The 15569-nt window shown below is 60.3% G+C and carries 18 protein-coding genes; 17 read left to right on the top strand and 1 reads right to left on the bottom strand.

Going from position 1 to position 15569, the window contains the following annotated elements; translation table 11 throughout:
• Positions 1 to 45: 45 nt before the first annotated feature.
• Genes rluC through GIW04_RS17545 form a run of 3 tightly spaced genes read left to right on the top strand, consistent with a single transcriptional unit; the run spans position 46 to position 2659 of the window.
• Positions 46 to 1005 (top strand): 23S rRNA pseudouridine(955/2504/2580) synthase RluC, encoded by a 960-nt coding sequence (gene rluC, locus GIW04_RS17535; RefSeq protein WP_003189264.1) that lies wholly within the window; start codon positions 46 to 48, stop codon positions 1003 to 1005.
• The gene (locus GIW04_RS17540; protein ID WP_003189266.1) at positions 992 to 1654 is read left to right on the top strand and encodes an HAD-IA family hydrolase; all 663 of its coding nucleotides are present in this window, start codon (positions 992 to 994) and stop codon (positions 1652 to 1654) included. The genes rluC and GIW04_RS17540 overlap by 14 nt, the downstream gene beginning before the upstream one ends.
• A 21-nt stretch (positions 1655 to 1675) precedes the next feature.
• Complete coding sequence (locus tag GIW04_RS17545; protein ID WP_003189267.1) at positions 1676 to 2659, top strand: S49 family peptidase; 984 nt, start codon at positions 1676 to 1678, stop codon at positions 2657 to 2659.
• Positions 2660 to 2792: 133 nt separating this feature from the next.
• Here GIW04_RS17545 and GIW04_RS17550 read toward each other — a convergent pair whose 3' ends face one another.
• Complete coding sequence (locus GIW04_RS17550; RefSeq protein ID WP_003189269.1) at positions 2793 to 3371, bottom strand: Maf family protein; 579 nt, start codon at positions 3369 to 3371, stop codon at positions 2793 to 2795.
• A gap of 105 nt (positions 3372 to 3476) precedes the next feature.
• Here GIW04_RS17550 and GIW04_RS17555 point away from each other — a divergent pair, with 105 nt between their 5' ends.
• The 14 genes from GIW04_RS17555 (at position 3477) to GIW04_RS17620 (ending at position 15488) form a co-directional block, all read left to right on the top strand.
• Complete coding sequence (locus GIW04_RS17555) at positions 3477 to 4007, top strand: YceD family protein (RefSeq protein WP_003175611.1); 531 nt, start codon at positions 3477 to 3479, stop codon at positions 4005 to 4007.
• Positions 4008 to 4020: 13 nt separating this feature from the next.
• Positions 4021 to 4203 carry a 50S ribosomal protein L32 gene (gene rpmF / locus GIW04_RS17560; protein ID WP_003179396.1) on the top strand — a complete coding sequence of 61 codons (183 nt, stop codon included), beginning with the start codon at positions 4021 to 4023 and terminating at the stop codon, positions 4201 to 4203.
• A gap of 4 nt (positions 4204 to 4207) precedes the next feature.
• The gene (gene plsX, locus GIW04_RS17565) at positions 4208 to 5218 is read left to right on the top strand and encodes a phosphate acyltransferase PlsX (protein WP_120247612.1); all 1011 of its coding nucleotides are present in this window, start codon (positions 4208 to 4210) and stop codon (positions 5216 to 5218) included.
• A gap of 126 nt (positions 5219 to 5344) precedes the next feature.
• On the top strand, positions 5345 to 6283 hold the full coding sequence (gene fabD, locus GIW04_RS17570) for an ACP S-malonyltransferase (RefSeq protein ID WP_120247613.1): 939 nt from the start codon (positions 5345 to 5347) through the stop codon (positions 6281 to 6283).
• A 24-nt stretch (positions 6284 to 6307) separates the two neighbouring features.
• Positions 6308 to 7051 carry a 3-oxoacyl-ACP reductase FabG gene (gene fabG, locus GIW04_RS17575; RefSeq protein WP_120247614.1) on the top strand — a complete coding sequence of 248 codons (744 nt, stop codon included), beginning with the start codon at positions 6308 to 6310 and terminating at the stop codon, positions 7049 to 7051.
• Between the two features lie 191 nt (positions 7052 to 7242).
• Positions 7243 to 7479, top strand: coding sequence for an acyl carrier protein (gene acpP, locus GIW04_RS17580; protein WP_003175607.1), 237 nt, complete (start codon positions 7243 to 7245; stop codon positions 7477 to 7479).
• A 110-nt stretch (positions 7480 to 7589) separates the two neighbouring features.
• On the top strand, positions 7590 to 8834 hold the full coding sequence (gene fabF / locus GIW04_RS17585; protein ID WP_003189277.1) for a beta-ketoacyl-ACP synthase II: 1245 nt from the start codon (positions 7590 to 7592) through the stop codon (positions 8832 to 8834).
• Positions 8834 to 9649, top strand: coding sequence for an aminodeoxychorismate lyase (pabC, locus tag GIW04_RS17590; RefSeq protein WP_034134970.1), 816 nt, complete (start codon positions 8834 to 8836; stop codon positions 9647 to 9649). The genes fabF and pabC overlap by 1 nt, the downstream gene beginning before the upstream one ends.
• 1 nt (position 9650) lies before the next feature.
• Positions 9651 to 10787, top strand: a complete 1137-nt coding sequence (gene mltG / locus GIW04_RS17595) for an endolytic transglycosylase MltG (RefSeq protein WP_120247615.1) — start codon at positions 9651 to 9653, stop codon at positions 10785 to 10787.
• A 19-nt stretch (positions 10788 to 10806) separates the two neighbouring features.
• Positions 10807 to 11439: a dTMP kinase gene (gene tmk, locus GIW04_RS17600; RefSeq protein ID WP_003189281.1), complete on the top strand. Its 633-nt coding sequence runs from the start codon at positions 10807 to 10809 to the stop codon at positions 11437 to 11439.
• A complete protein-coding gene (locus tag GIW04_RS17605; RefSeq protein ID WP_120247616.1) occupies positions 11432 to 12421 on the top strand; it encodes a DNA polymerase III subunit delta' in 990 nt (329 codons plus the stop codon). The genes tmk and GIW04_RS17605 overlap by 8 nt, the downstream gene beginning before the upstream one ends.
• 62 nt (positions 12422 to 12483) lie before the next feature.
• Positions 12484 to 13269 (top strand): TatD family hydrolase, encoded by a 786-nt coding sequence (locus GIW04_RS17610; protein WP_003189285.1) that lies wholly within the window; start codon positions 12484 to 12486, stop codon positions 13267 to 13269.
• A gap of 445 nt (positions 13270 to 13714) precedes the next feature.
• On the top strand, positions 13715 to 14380 hold the full coding sequence (locus GIW04_RS17615; protein ID WP_003189287.1) for a TetR/AcrR family transcriptional regulator: 666 nt from the start codon (positions 13715 to 13717) through the stop codon (positions 14378 to 14380).
• Between the two features lie 139 nt (positions 14381 to 14519).
• Positions 14520 to 15488, top strand: coding sequence for a GTP 3',8-cyclase MoaA (locus tag GIW04_RS17620; protein WP_003189288.1), 969 nt, complete (start codon positions 14520 to 14522; stop codon positions 15486 to 15488).
• The last annotated feature ends 81 nt before the right edge of the window (positions 15489 to 15569 follow it).

Here is a 15569-nt window from a genome sequence, read left to right on the forward strand (position 1 = left end):
TGATTAAGTGCTTCAATTCCATAAAAAATTGTTATCATCGCCGCCATGACGACTACCGCCCCCCCGACCCCCAGCGTCCAGCTGCTTGAGGTCTCGCCGGAATATGCCGGCCAACGCATCGACAATTTTCTCCTGGCCAGGCTCAAAGGCGTGCCCAAGACCTTGATTTACCGCATCTTGCGTAAAGGCGAAGTGCGCGTGAACAAGGGGCGCATCAAGCCTGAATACAAGCTGCAGGCGGGCGATATCGTCCGTGTGCCGCCCGTGCGCGTGCCTGAGCGCGACGAGCCGGTACCGCTGGCCCAAGGCCTCTTGCAGCGCCTGGAAGCGTCGATTGTGTTCGAAGACAACAAGCTGATCGTGATCAACAAGCCCTGTGGCATTGCGGTTCACGGTGGCAGTGGCTTGAACTTCGGCGTGATCGAAGCCTTTCGTCAGTTGCGCCCCGATTGCAAGGAGCTGGAGTTGGTTCATCGCCTGGACCGCGACACGTCTGGCCTGCTGATGATCGCCAAGAAGCGCAGCATGTTGCGCCATCTGCACACCGCCCTGCGTGGCGATGGCGTGGACAAACGCTACATGGCGCTGGTGCGCGGCAACTGGGCCAGCTCGATCAAGAGCGTGCGTGCGCCGTTGCAAAAGAGCAACCTGCGCTCCGGCGAGCGCATGGTCGAAGTGGATGAGGAGGGCAAAGAAGCCCTGACCCTGTTCAAGGTGCTGCGCCGCTTCGGGGACTTTGCCACCATGGTCGAGGCCAAGCCGGTGACCGGGCGCACCCACCAGATTCGGGTGCACACCCTGCATGCAGGTCACTGCATCGCCGGTGACACCAAGTACGGCGACGAGGATTTCTCCAAGGAAATTCGCGATCTGGGCGGTAAGCGGCTTTTCCTGCACGCCTACATGCTCACCGTGCCGCTGCCCGATGGCGGCGAGCTGAAACTGCAGGCGCCGGTCGATGAAATGTGGGCCAAGACCGTGGAGCGTTTGAGTGTCGCACCTTGACTACAAGCTGCTGATCTTCGATTGGGACGGGACGCTGGCCAATTCCATTGGCCGCATCGTCGAGTCCATGCACATGGCCTCGACCCGCTCGGGCTATGAGTTGTGCACGGACCTGGCAGTCAAGGGCATTATCGGCCTGGGCTTGCCTGAAGCCATTCGCACCCTGTACCCCGACATCAGCGACGCCGAGCTGGTAGCGTTTCGCGAGCACTACGCCGACCACTACATCGCGCTGGAAGCTACGCCTTCGCCGCTGTTTGAAGGCGTGGTGCAATCGCTGGAAGCGTTTCGTGCCCTGGGGTATCACCTGGCTGTCGCCACCGGCAAGGCTCGTCGCGGCCTGGACCGTGTGCTCAAGGCCCACGGCTGGGAAGATTACTTTGATATCACCCGCGCTGCGGATGAAACCGCCAGCAAGCCCCACCCGTTGATGCTGGAGCAGATCCTTGCACACTGTGGCGTAAAGCCACGTGAGGCATTGATGGTGGGCGATGCGTCTTTCGACCTGATGATGGCGCGCAATGCGGGCATGGACAGCGTCGCCGTCAGCTACGGCGCCCAGTCTGCCGAGGCATTGCAGCAATACGAACCGAAACTGACGATTGATCATTTTTCCGAACTGCAGGCCTGGCTCAGCCGGGCCCGATAAGTCTTTGCTGGGGTTGATGGCATGAGTGACGAGTGGAAAGCGCCTGAAAAGGCCGAGAGCAGTGATGATAAAAGCTGGAAGCTGCTGGAAAAGACCCTCCTGGCCAGCGTCCAGGAACAGCGGCGTTCGCGGCGCTGGGGGATTTTCTTCAAGCTGCTGACCTTTGTGTACCTGCTTGGGATGCTGGCGCTGTTCAGCCCGCTGATGGACATGGAAAAGAGCGCCACCCGCGGCAGTCATTACACCGCCTTGATCGAGGTGCGCGGCGTGATTGCCGACAAGGAGCCCGCCAGTGCCGACAATATCGTCACCAGCCTGCGCGCGGCCTTTGAGGACCCCAAGGTCAAAGGCGTGGTCCTGCGTATCAACAGCCCAGGCGGCAGCCCGGTGCAGTCGGGCTATGTGTATGACGAGATTCGTCGTCTGCGCGCCTTGCATCCGGATACCAAGCTCTATGCCGTGATCTCCGACCTGGGTGCCTCGGGCGCCTATTACATTGCCAGTGCCGCAGACCAGATCTATGCCGACAAGGCCAGCCTGGTGGGTTCTATTGGTGTGACCGCGGCCGGTTACGGTTTTGTCGGTGCTATGGAGAAGCTGGGGATAGAGCGTCGCACCTACACCTCGGGTGAGCACAAGTCGTTCCTCGATCCTTTCCAGCCGCAGAAGGCGGATGAAACCGCGTTCTGGCAGGGCGTTCTCGACACTACTCATCGTCAGTTCATCGCCAGCGTCAAGCAGGGCCGTGGGGATCGTCTGAAGGATAAAGACCATCCAGAGCTGTTCTCCGGCCTGGTCTGGTCGGGTGAACAGGCGTTGCCGCTGGGCCTGATCGATGGCCTGGGCAGTGCCAGTTCGGTGGCGCGGGATGTGGTGGGTGAGAAGGAGTTGGTGGATTTTACGGTTGAGGAATCGCCGTTTGATCGCTTCTCCAAGAAGCTCGGTGCCAGTGTGGCGGAGAAGCTAGCTCTGTATATGGGCTTCCAGGGGCCGTCCCTGCGCTGAAACCTGAAGGCTGACATAGCTCAAAATGTGGGAGCGGGCTTGCTCGCGAAGGCGCTGGATCAGTCGCACTTGTATTGGCTGACACTCCGCTTTCGCGAGCAAGCCCGCTCCCACATTTGGTTTTGCAGTGTTCTTAAGGGATTTTCACGCCTTCGGTCAGCAGCATGTCCACCAGCCGAATCAGTGGCAGTCCTATAAGGCTGGTCGCATCCGGCCCGTCCGTGCTCTGGAATAAGCTCACACCCAGTCCCTCTGCCTTGAAGCTGCCCGCACAGTCATAAGGCTGCTCGATCCGCAGGTAGCGCTCAATACGTTCTGCATCCAGTTCGCGCATGTGTACTGTGAACGGCACGCAGTCCACCTGGCAGTGCCCAGTCTCGCTGTTGAGCAGTGCCAGGCCAGTAAGGAAGCTCACGCGCTTGCCGCTGGCGGCCAGCAGTTGCTCGCGGGCGTTTTCGAAGGTGTGGGGCTTGCCGATGATTCGGCCTTGCAGTGCAGCGACCTGATCCGAGCCAATGATTAAATGGCCCGGATGGCTGGCGGCGAGGGCACGGGCTTTTTGCTCGGCCAGGCGCTTGACCAGTTCGATGGCGGACTCATCCGGGCGGTGGCTTTCGTCGATATCCGGCGAGCTGCAGGTGAATGGCAGGTGCAGGCGGCTCAGTAATTCCCGGCGATAGACCGAGCTGGACGCGAGTAATAAAGGCAGCATATACGTCTCCTCAAGGCAGTCGCCGATTCTAGCGACGTGACCGGCTGACGCACAGGGCTGAATTTCCTTTGACATGGCCGGGTGCATCCCTATAATGCTGCGCCTATGTTGAATGACCCGATTCCACCTCACGTTGACCCGCGCAAATTGGCTGATCGTGGCACCACCCTTCAAGGTGAAGTGCTGCTGGCCGATTTGGAGAGACTCTGCGACCCGCTTTCCGACACTGTCGGTACGGTGCAGGCGAAATTCGTTTTTGAACGAGATGAACGTAAATCTGTGGTAATCCACAGCGTTATCGACACCGAAGTCAAAATGGTTTGCCAGCGTTGTCTTGAGCTGGTCACCCTGCCGATCCACAGCGAATGCAGTTATGCTGTGGTGAAAGAGGGTGCGAATACCCAGTCGTTGCCGAAAGGTTATGACGTGCTGGAACTGGGCGAAGATCCATTGGATCTGCATGCACTGATCGAGGAGGAGCTTTTGCTCGCCTTGCCCATTGTGCCTGCTCATCATCCGGAAGAATGCCAGCAGCCGGAGGGTCTCGATGACGAGGCCGAGCCGAGCGAGGACGAGGTAACGCGGTCCAACCCGTTCAGTGTATTGGCGCAGTTAAAGCGTGACCCAAACGTTTAGGAGTTAATCAATTATGGCTGTTCAGCAGAACAAAAAATCCCGCTCCGCCCGTGACATGCGCCGTTCGCACGACGCTCTCGAGGCTAGCACCCTGTCTGTGGAAAAGACCACTGGTGAAGTTCACCTGCGTCACCACGTATCGCCAGAAGGCGTATACCGTGGCCGTAAAGTGATCGACAAGGGCGCTGACGAGTAATCACTTGTCTGCTCAAGTCATCGCGATTGACGCAATGGGCGGGGACTTCGGTCCCCGCAGCATTGTTCAGGCCTGCATTGCCAGCCTGTCTGCCACGCCCTCGCTGCACCTGACCCTCGTCGGTCAACCCTCCCTACTTGAAGAACTGATTGCCAGCCATCCGGCGGTGGATCGCGCGCGCCTGACGATTACGCCAGCCAGCGAAACCATTGGCATGGATGAAAAGCCGGCGGTTGCCCTGCGTGGCAAACCCGATTCTTCAATGCGGGTGGCCCTTGAGTTGTTGCGTGATGGCAAGGTGCAAGCCTGCGTCAGTGCCGGCAACACGGGCGCGTTGATGGCCTTGTCGCGGCATGTGCTCAAAACCTTGCCGGGTATTGATCGGCCGGCCATGGTGGCGGCGATCCCGACGCAGAAGGGCTATTGCCAACTGCTGGATCTGGGCGCCAATGTCGATTGCAGCGCCGAGCACCTGTTGCAGTTCGCCATAATGGGTTCGGTGGCCGCCGAGGCGCTCGGCGTAGCCCGACCCAGGGTGGCCCTGCTGAATATCGGTACCGAGGACATCAAGGGCAACCAGCAGGTCAAGCTTGCCGCCACCTTGTTGCAAGGCGCGCGGGGTTTGAACTACATCGGCTTTGTCGAGGGTGATGGTTTGTACCGCGGCGAAGCTGACGTGGTGGTGTGCGACGGCTTTGTCGGTAATATCCTGCTCAAGTCCAGCGAAGGCCTGGCAACTATGATTGCCACGCGTATTGAAGCTTTATTCAAGCACAACCTGGCGTCACGTATGGTGGGTGCCCTCGCGCTGCCCCTGATGCGACGCCTGCAGGCCGACTTGGCGCCGGCACGGCACAACGGTGCAAGCTTTCTTGGCTTGCAGGGTATTGTGGTGAAAAGCCACGGTTCGGCCGGTGTGCTGGGCTTTCAAAGTGCAATTGCGCGGGCCCTGATCGAGATTCAAGAGAACCTGCCGCAACGCTTGCACGGCCGTCTTGAGGATCTGTTGCCTTAGGCGAATTGGCCCGGGAGTGCTTAAATGTGACCGGCCAGTTCAATTGACCATCCAATCTGTCAGTTTCGTTCGCTCCCACCGTAGGCGCGAGCATTTTTGACGACCAGATCATTAGGGGCTTGTTACATGTCTACATCCCTCGCATTCGTCTTTCCAGGGCAGGGTTCGCAGTCCCTCGGCATGTTGGCCGAGCTGGGCGCGCAATTTCCGCTGATCCTGGACACCTTCAAGGAAGCTTCCGACGCCCTGGGTTACGACCTGTGGGCACTGACCCAGCAAGGGCCGGAAGCGCTGCTCAACCAAACCGATAAAACCCAGCCGGCCATCCTGGCCGCCTCGATCGCCCTGTGGCGCTTGTGGCTGGCAGAAGGCGGCGCCCGCCCTGCATTCGTCGCGGGTCACAGCCTGGGCGAGTACAGCGCCCTGGTGGCTGCGGGCAGCCTGACCTTGGCTGAAGCGGTCAAGCTGGTCGAGCGTCGTGGTCAACTGATGCAAGAAGCCGTTCCGGCCGGGCAGGGCGGCATGGCCGCTATTCTGGGCCTGGACGACGCGGTGGTGATCGAGGCCTGCGCTGAAGCGGCGCAAGGCGAAGTGGTCAGCGCGGTGAACTTCAACTCCCCAGGTCAGGTGGTGATCGCCGGCGCCAAGGCAGCTGTCGAGCGTGCCATCGAAGGTTGCAAGGCCCGTGGCGCCAAGCGAGCGTTGCCATTGCCGGTGAGCGTACCGTCCCACTGCGAACTGATGCGCCCGGCTGCCGAGCGTTTTGCCGAGTCTATCGCGGCCATCAACTGGCAGGCGCCGCAGATCCCGCTGGTGCAGAACGTCAGCGCGGCCGTGGCCGGCGACCTCGACACCCTCAAGCGCGACCTGCTGGAGCAACTGTACAAGCCGGTGCGCTGGGTTGAATCGGTCCAGACCCTGGCCGCCAACGGTGCCACCGAACTGGTCGAGTGCGGCCCGGGCAAAGTCCTGGCCGGCTTGAACAAGCGCTGCGCCGACGGTGTGTCGACCGCCAACCTCAATACCCCTGAAGCCTTCGCTGCCGCTCGCGCGGCACTGGCCTGAATCCCGTACTTAGGAGAAGCCTGCATGAGTCTGCAAGGTAAAGTTGCACTGGTTACCGGCGCAAGCCGTGGCATTGGCCAGGCCATCGCCCTGGAGCTGGGCCGTCAGGGCGCCGTTGTGATCGGCACCGCCACCTCCGCCTCGGGCGCCGAACGTATCGCCGCGACCTTGAAGGAAAACGGCGTGCAAGGCACCGGTCTTGAACTGAATGTGACCAACGATGAGTCCGTGGCTGCCGTACTGGCCCAGATCACTGCTCAGTTCGGTGCGCCGGCTATCCTGGTGAATAACGCCGGGATCACCCGTGACAACCTGATGATGCGCATGAAAGACGACGAGTGGTACGACGTGGTCGATACCAACCTGAACAGTCTGTTTCGCCTGTCCAAGGGCGTTTTGCGCGGCATGACCAAGGCGCGTTGGGGTCGAATTATCAATATTGGCTCCGTAGTGGGTGCCATGGGCAACGCAGGCCAAGTAAACTATGCCTCTGCCAAGGCCGGCCTGGAAGGTTTCAGCCGCGCACTGGCGCGTGAAGTCGGCTCGCGGTCGATTACGGTCAACTCGGTGGCCCCTGGGTTCATCGACACCGATATGACCCGCGAACTGCCGGAAGCACAGCGCGAAGCCTTGCTGACGCAGATTCCGCTGGGCCGTCTGGGCCAGGCCCAAGAGATCGCGAATGTGGTCACTTTCCTGGCATCTGACGGTGCGGCATACGTGACTGGGGCTACAATCCCGGTTAACGGCGGGATGTACATGAGTTAAATTGTGACGGATCGCTTCAAAAAAATGTCATACGAGCTGTCTAAAATCCGTTATAAAGCTGCAACTTAATTTATAGGCAGGTGGCCGACCGGGTACAGGGTGAAGCTTTCAGTTGAAAAGCTGAAATGGCTTTCTATACACTTACCCACTGGCCAGCTGCCTGAATTTGTCCATTAGGAGTTAAACAAGGTATGAGCACCATCGAAGAGCGCGTCAAGAAAATCGTCGCCGAGCAACTGGGCGTTAAGGAAGAAGAAGTGGTCAACACTGCTTCCTTCGTAGAAGACCTGGGTGCCGATTCCCTTGACACCGTTGAGCTGGTGATGGCTCTGGAAGAGGAATTCGAGACCGAAATCCCGGACGAAGAAGCTGAAAAAATCACTACTGTTCAAGCTGCCATCGACTACGTTACTAGCCACCAGGCGTAATAGTTTGTAGTCGTCGCTTGCTGTCAGGGAAAAACCGCACTGCTGTAACGGCGTGCGGTTTTTTCTTTAGCGGCGATGAAAAGTGTCGTCATTAGAAAAAGGAGAGTGCTGTGTCGCGTAGACGCGTCGTAGTCACCGGTATGGGTATGTTGTCGCCACTGGGTACGGATGTGCCGAGCAGTTGGGAGGGCATTCTGGCTGGCCGCAGTGGTATTGGTCTGATCGAACACACGGACCTTTCTGCCTATTCCACCCGTTTTGGCGGCTCGGTAAAGGGCTTCAATGTCGAGGAATATCTCTCGATCAAAGAGTCCCGCAAGCTCGACCTGTTCATTCAGTACGGCCTGGCTGCCGGTTTTCAGGCGGTGCGTAACGCTGGCCTGGAAGTCACCGACGCCAACCGTGACCGCATCGGCGTGGCCATGGGTTCGGGTATTGGCGGTCTGACCAATATCGAAGAAACCAGCCGTACGCTGCATGAGACTGGCCCACGTCGAATTTCACCGTTCTTCGTACCGGGCTCGATCATCAATATGATTTCCGGCTTCCTGTCCATCCACCTGGGGGCACAGGGACCTAACTACGCAATCGCCACGGCGTGCACCACCGGCACCCACTGCATTGGCATGGCGGCACGCAACATCGCGTACGACGAAGCTGACGTGATGATCGCCGGTGGCGCCGAAATGGCCGCGTGCGGCCTGGGCATGGGCGGCTTCGGCGCGTCCCGTGCGCTGTCGACCCGCAATGACGAGCCGACCCGTGCCAGCCGTCCGTGGGACAAAGGCCGTGACGGCTTCGTGCTGTCCGACGGTGCCGGTGCGCTGGTGCTTGAAGAGTTGGAGCACGCCAAGGCGCGTGGCGCCACCATCTACGCCGAACTGATCGGTTTTGGCATGAGCGGTGACGCCTACCACATGACCTCACCGCCGTCCGACGGAGCGGGTGCTGCGCGTTGCATCACCAATGCCCTGCGCGATGCGAAGGTCAACCCCGACCAGGTGCAGTACATCAACGCCCATGGCACTTCGACCCCGACTGGCGACCTGGCGGAAGCCGAGGCCATCAAGTCGGTGTTCGGTGAGCATGCCTACAAGCTGGCAGTCAGCTCCACCAAGTCCATGACCGGCCACCTGTTGGGTGCGGCGGGCGCGGTCGAGGCGATCTTCAGTGTGATGGCAATCAGGGATCAGGTCGCTCCGCCGACCATCAACCTTGACGAGCCTGACGAAGGCTGCGACCTGAACTTCGTGCCCCACGAAGCGCAACCCATGCCGATCGACGTGGCGATTTCCAACTCGTTCGGTTTCGGTGGCACCAACGGTTCCCTGGTGTTTCGCCGGTTCGCCGAATGATGCACAGCTGGGTCGACGGTCAGCCAGCGGACAACGTGCCCCTGAAAGATCGCGGCCTGGCGTATGGCGATGGGGTCTTCGAGACCATCGCCGTCAAGGCCGGGCAGCCGTTGCTGCTCGACCGTCACCTGCAACGCCTGGAAGAGGGTTGCAGGCGTTTGGCATTGGTGGTGGATCACGGGTTGATTCGCCACGAAGTGCTGACCTTCGCCACTGCCCTTGGCGACGGGATTCTCAAATTGATCCTTACCCGTGGCGACAGCTTGCGCGGTTATGGCATCAACCCTGGCGCGCCGGTGCGCCGCATCTTGCAGGGCAGTGCGCCCGCTGTTTACCCACCCACTCATGAAGTCGAAGGCGTGCGCCTGTTTGCGTGTGCCACGCGTTTGGCGCAGCAGCCGCTGCTGGCCGGTATCAAGCACCTCAATCGTTTGGAGCAGGTGATCGCGCGTGCCGAATGGCAAGATACCGAACATGCCGAAGGCCTGATGCTGGACATGTCTGGTCGGGTGATCGAAGGCATATTCAGCAACCTTTTCCTGGTGCGCAACGGCTTGTTACTAACCGCTGATCTGAGCCGTTGTGGCGTTGCCGGCGTAATGCGCGCCGAAGTGCTGGCCCAGGCACAAGCGCTGGGCGTCCCGGTGGCCGTGGCCGACATCAGTATTGAGCAATTGCAACAGGCCGATGAAGTCTTCGTCTGCAACAGCGTATATGGCATTTGGCCGGTGCGTGGCTGCGCTGCGATGAGCTGGCCGGTTGGGCCGCTCACCCGTAAACTGCAGGGCATTGTTCGCGCGTTATTGGATATTTGAGTTGATACGAAAACTGGTGTTACTGCTGCAGATCAGCCTGGTCTCGGCGGCGTTGCTCGTGGGCTTTTCGGCCTGGAAACTCGACTCTGCCCTCAAGCAGCCCCTGAAGCTGCCTCAGGAGCAGTTACTCGACGTACCCGCTGGCGCTACGCCGACGGGCACCTTCAATCGTCTGGAAGCCGACGGCGTGCTCGACGATGCCTTTTGGCTGCGCCTGTACTGGCGCTTCAACCTCGAAGGCCAGCCGCTGCACAGCGGTGAGTACCGCATGAGTCCGGGCCTTACCGCTGAGGGTTTGATCGGCCTGTGGCAGCGCGGCGAAGTGGTGCAGTACAGCCTGACCTTGGTGGAGGGCTGGAATTTCCGTCAGGTGCGCACCGCCCTGGCCAAGCATGAAAAGATCGTGCAGACCCTGGCGGGCCTGACGGACAGCGAAGTGATGGATAAGCTCGGCCACCCAGGTGTGTTTCCTGAGGGGCGGTTCTTCCCCGACACCTACCGTTTTGTTCGCGGCATGACCGATGTCGAATTCCTGAAAAAAGCCTACAACCGCCTGGACGATGTACTCGCCCAGGAGTGGAGCAAGCGGGCTGCCGACGCGCCCTACACCGACCCTTACCAAGCGCTGATCATGGCGTCGCTGGTGGAAAAGGAGACCGGTGTGCCCCAGGAGCGCGGGCAGATTGCCGGTGTGTTTGTGCGTCGCCTGAAGATCGGTATGCTGCTGCAGACCGACCCCACCGTGATCTACGGCCTGGGTGAGCGCTACAACGGTAAATTGACCCGGGCCCACCTCAAGGAAGCCAACCCCTACAACACCTACATGGTCGCCGGCCTACCGCCTACGCCCATCGCGATGGTCGGCCGCGAGGCGATCCATGCCGCGTTGAACCCGGTGCCGGGCAGCAGCCTGTATTTCGTCGCCCGTGGCGATGGCAGCCATATTTTCTCGGATAACCTGGATGCGCATAATGCCGCCGTGCGTGAGTTCCAGCTCAAGCGCCGTGCCGATTACCGTTCCAGCCCGGCCCCGGTGGTGAAACCGCTGGAAGATTCGGCACCTTCCAGCAATGCACCCACCCCCGACGCACCGATCGAGCCCGCGCCGGACACTACCGCGCCGCAAAGCTCGCAATGACTCTGACTAAGGACTGCCTGTGACTGGCTTGTTTATTACCCTGGAAGGCCCGGAAGGCGCCGGCAAAAGCACTAACCGTGACTACCTGGCCGAGCGCCTGCGTGCGCAGGGCATCGAGGTGGTGCTGACCCGTGAGCCGGGCGGTACGCCTTTGGCTGAGCGCATCCGTGAAGTCCTGCTGGCCCCGGGTGACGAGCCGATGAACGCGGACACCGAGTTGCTCCTGGTGTTTGCCGCCCGGGCCCAGCACTTGGCCGAAGTGATTCGCCCAGCCCTGGCGCGGGGTGCCGTGGTGATCTGCGATCGTTTCACGGATTCCACCTACGCCTACCAAGGCGGGGGGCGGGGCTTGTCCATGGAGCGCATCGCCACCCTGGAAACCTTCGTGCAAGGCGATCTGCGCCCCGACCTGACCCTGTTGTTCGACCTGCCGGTGGAAGTGGGCATGGCCCGCGCCAGTGCGCGGGGCCGCCTGGACCGTTTCGAGTTGGAAGGCCTGGCCTTTTTTGATGCGGTGCGCAGTGCTTTTCTGCAGCGCGCCCAGGCTGAGCCCGCACGTTATTACCTGTTGGACGCCGCCCAGCCGCTGAGCCAGGTGCAACAGGCGATCGACGCGCTGTTGCCCACCCTGTTGGAGCGTAACCGTGGCTGAGTCCTACCCGTGGCAGGACGGACTCTGGCAGCAACTGGCAGGGCGCGCCCAGCACGCCCACGCCTATCTGCTGCATGGGCCGGTGGGCATCGGTAAACGCCACCTCGCCGAACGCCTGATGGGCCGCCTGTTGTGCCAACGCCCAGTCAACCTGGAGGCGTGTGGCGAGTGCAAGTCCTGCCTGTTGCTCAAGGCCGGCAGTCACCCGGACAACTATGTGCTGGAACCCGAGGAAGCGGATAAGGCCATCAAGGTCGACCAGGTGCGCGACCTGGTCAGCTTCGTGGTGCAGACCGCGCAGATGGGCGGGCGCAAAGTGGTACTGATCGAGCCGGTCGAGGCGATGAATATCAACGCGGCTAACGCCTTGCTCAAAAGTCTTGAAGAACCGTCCGGCGATACCGTGCTGTTGCTGGTGAGCCACCAGTCCAGCCGCTTGTTGCCGACCATTCGCAGCCGTTGCGTGCAGCAGGCTTGCCCGTTGCCCAGCGAAGCCATGAGCCTGCAATGGCTGGCGCAGGCCTTGCCGGAATGCAGCGCGGAAGAACGCGGCGAGTTGCTGACCCTGGCGGCCGGTTCACCTTTGGCGGCAGTGAAGCTGCAGGCCCAGGGCGTGCGCGCACAGCGTGCACTGGTCGTGGATGGCGTGAAGAAACTGCTCAAGCAGGAACTGTCCGCCACGCAACTGGCCGAAAGCGCCTGGAAGGACATTCCGCTGTTGCTGCTGTTCGACTGGTTCTGTGACTGGTCCAGCCTGATCCTGCGCTATCAGCTTACCCAGGATGAGAGCGGCCTGGGCCTGGCGGATATGCGCAAGGTCGTGCAATACCTGGCGCAAAAAAGTGCCCAGGACAAAGTGCTCAACATCCAGGACTGGATCCTCGCCCAGCGTCAGAAAGTCCTCGGCAAGGCCAACCTCAACCGCGTGCTGTTGCTCGAGGCATTGCTGGTGCAGTGGGTAGGCCTGCTCGGGCGCCGTTAAATTCCGTGGCCGACGGGTGTATCGTTGGCCCTACCTCTTTTGTGACTTAAGCCCTGATTCCTATGCTCGTAGATTCCCATTGCCACCTTGATCGCCTCGACCTTGCCCAGCACGGCGGCTCCCTCGACGCCGCCCTTGAAGCTGCCCGCCAGCGTGGGGTAGGGCACTTCCTGTGCATTGGCGTCAGCGCCGACAACGCCGCCGACGTCAAAGCCCTGGCTGATCGCTACGCCGACGTCGATTGCTCGGTGGGCATTCACCCGCTTGACCTCAAGCCTGGCGAAGCCCCGGCGCTCGATTGGTTACTGGGTGAACTCAACCACCCGCGGGTCGTGGCTATTGGCGAAACCGGCCTGGACTACCACTACGAGCCTGAAGCTGCCGAGTTGCAACAGGCCTCGTTCCGCCTGCACCTGCAAGCCGCCCAGCAGACGCGCAAGCCGGTGATTGTCCATACCCGAGGCGCCCGTGCCGATACCCTGGCCTTGCTGCGTGAAGCCGCGTTGCCGCAGGCTGGCGTGCTTCATTGCTTTACCGAAGACTGGGACATGGCCAAGGCGGCCCTGGACCTGGGGTTCTATATTTCCCTGTCGGGCATCGTCACCTTCCGCAATGCCGACGCGCTGCGCGATGTGGCCCGCCAGGTGCCTGCCGACCGCCTGTTGGTGGAAACCGACTCGCCGTACCTGGCACCCATCCCCCATCGCGGCAAACCGAACCTGCCCGAATATGTACGTGACGTGGCTGATTACCTGGCGATGCTGCGCGGTGAGCCTTACGAGCGCTTTGCCGAGCAGACCACTGAAAACTTCAAGCGCCTGTTCCCGCTGGCTCACGTAGCAGGTTAAAGCGGCCGAATCGCAGGCAAAAAAAACCCGGGTTCTGGGGGGTGAATCCGGGCTAAGACCATTAGGAGTAAAACAAGGGCACGCAGTCCGTCGGTACCCAGGTCGACGCGTCACTTGGGGGAGATGTCGCGCCGACAGTTGAAGTATTGACCACTATCCCATTCAGTCCAGTCGTGATTGATCGTTTTTTAAACAGATTTGGAATACGCCGCCTTCGCTTGAGTTCTCATTGCGCTGATGGGCGGGTTCAGATGTTGCGTATTATTTCTGACTGATAACCACGAAATCGTTGGCGCATTGAAAGTTATGTGCCTGGCGGGTTCACATAGACATTGCCCAACGACCGTTCAGTCGGGATAATCCCTCGCATCGGGTAAATCGTATCGCCACGTATCCATGGTGCTGCGCAACCCTCCCTATTTCCGACCTTTGCAGACTCTTCCTCATGCACAAAGAACCCCGTAAGGTCCGTGAGTTTCGCCGCCGTGAGCAGGAAATTCTCGACACCGCGCTCAAGCTGTTCCTCGAACAAGGTGAAGACAGCGTCACCGTCGAGATGATTGCGGATGCCGTGGGTATCGGCAAAGGCACGATCTACAAACACTTCAAGTCCAAGGCCGAAATCTACCTGCGCCTGATGCTCGACTACGAGCGCGATTTGAACGAGTTGCTGCACTCGGCCGATGTCGACAAAGACAAGGAGGCCCTGTCCCGCGCTTACTTCGAGTTCCGCATGCGTGACCCGCAGCGCTATCGCCTGTTCGACCGCCTGGAAGAGAAGGTGGTCAAAGGTCACCAAGTGCCGGAGATGGTCGAGGAACTGCACAAGATCCGCGCCTCGAACTTCGAACGACTGACCCTGCTGATCAAGGGCCGTATCAGCGAAGGCAAGCTTGAAGACGTGCCTCCGTATTTCCACTACTGCGCCGCCTGGGCCCTGGTGCATGGCGCTGTGGCGCTGTACCACTCGCCATTCTGGAGCAATGTGCTGGAAGATCAGGAAGGTTTCTTCCAATTCCTGATGGACATCGGCGTGCGCATGGGCAACAAGCGCAAGCACAGCCCGGAACTGCCGGGCGCCGAGAAGAGCGGCGAAACCCCTGCCACGTAAGTTATTCGCCACAGTGATGGCGCAATGATTTGCTGCCAGGCGCAGTAACCCAGGAATATACTCAGGCAAGGACCTTGCTAAAAGCTGAGTTATGAGTCAGCTTTTAGCGCGCCCGAATTATCCTCTGCCGGAGTGATCCATGATCGTTGATCGTCAAGGCAGGCGTTTTCGCAATTTGCGGATCAGCCTGACTTCAGCCTGCAACTATGCGTGTACCTATTGCGTGCCCGACGGCAAGCGGCTGGTGGCTGCCCAGGATGAACTGTCGGCCCAAGCCATGGCCCGGGGCGTGGCTTACCTGATCGAAGCGGCGGGTATCGAGCGCTTGCGCATTACTGGCGGTGAGCCGCTGGTCAGCCCCAAGCTGGAAGCCTTCATGGGCGCGGTAGGGCAGATGGGCCTGAGCGACATCAGCCTGACCACCAACGGCCAACTGCTGGCGCGCAAACTGCCGTTGCTGGTGGCTGCCGGCATTCGGCGCATCAATGTCTCCCTCGACACTCTGGATGCCGACGCTTTCCGCAGCATCGCCCGTGGCGGCGACCTGGCCACGGTGCTCGATGGCATGGATCAGGCCAGTGCTGCCGGGATCAAGATCAAGGTCAACATGGTGCCTTTGCGCGGCCAGAACCTGGACCAGGTGATGCCGCTGCTCGATTACTGCCTGCAGCGTGGTTACGAGCTGCGCTTTATCGAACTGATGCGCATGGGCCACCTGGCTAAAGACTCCAACGCATTCCTGCAACAGTTCGTCAGCTTGCAACAGCTGCTCAGCTTGATCGGCGAGCAACATGAATACCTGCAAGCCAACGCGCCCGTCGATGCGACAGCGGTACGTTATGAAGTGCCGGGCAAGGGCTTCTTCGGCGTGATCGCCAACGAGAGCGTACCCTTCTGCCGCACCTGTTCGCGGTTGCGATTGTCCTCCACCGGTTGGCTGCATGGGTGCCTGTCGTCCAGCAATCGCCATTATGTCGGTGACTTGCTCGATCAACCTCGTCACCAGGCATTGCCGGCGTTGCAGGGCTTGTTGATGAAAGCCTTGGCTGACAAGCAGGAAGTGGCGTTTTCCGGCGGTGCCACGATCATGAAGATCATCGGCGGCTGATCCCGTTTTAATTCGGTTGCACATCAGTGGTGGCTTGCCTGCGATGCTTATAGATCCTTCACAACTTTCTAGGTTGTAGCC

The organism is Pseudomonas sp. PA-4-8C (assembly GCF_021606625.1).
Classification (GTDB): Bacteria; Pseudomonadota; Gammaproteobacteria; order Pseudomonadales; family Pseudomonadaceae; genus Aquipseudomonas; species Aquipseudomonas lactis.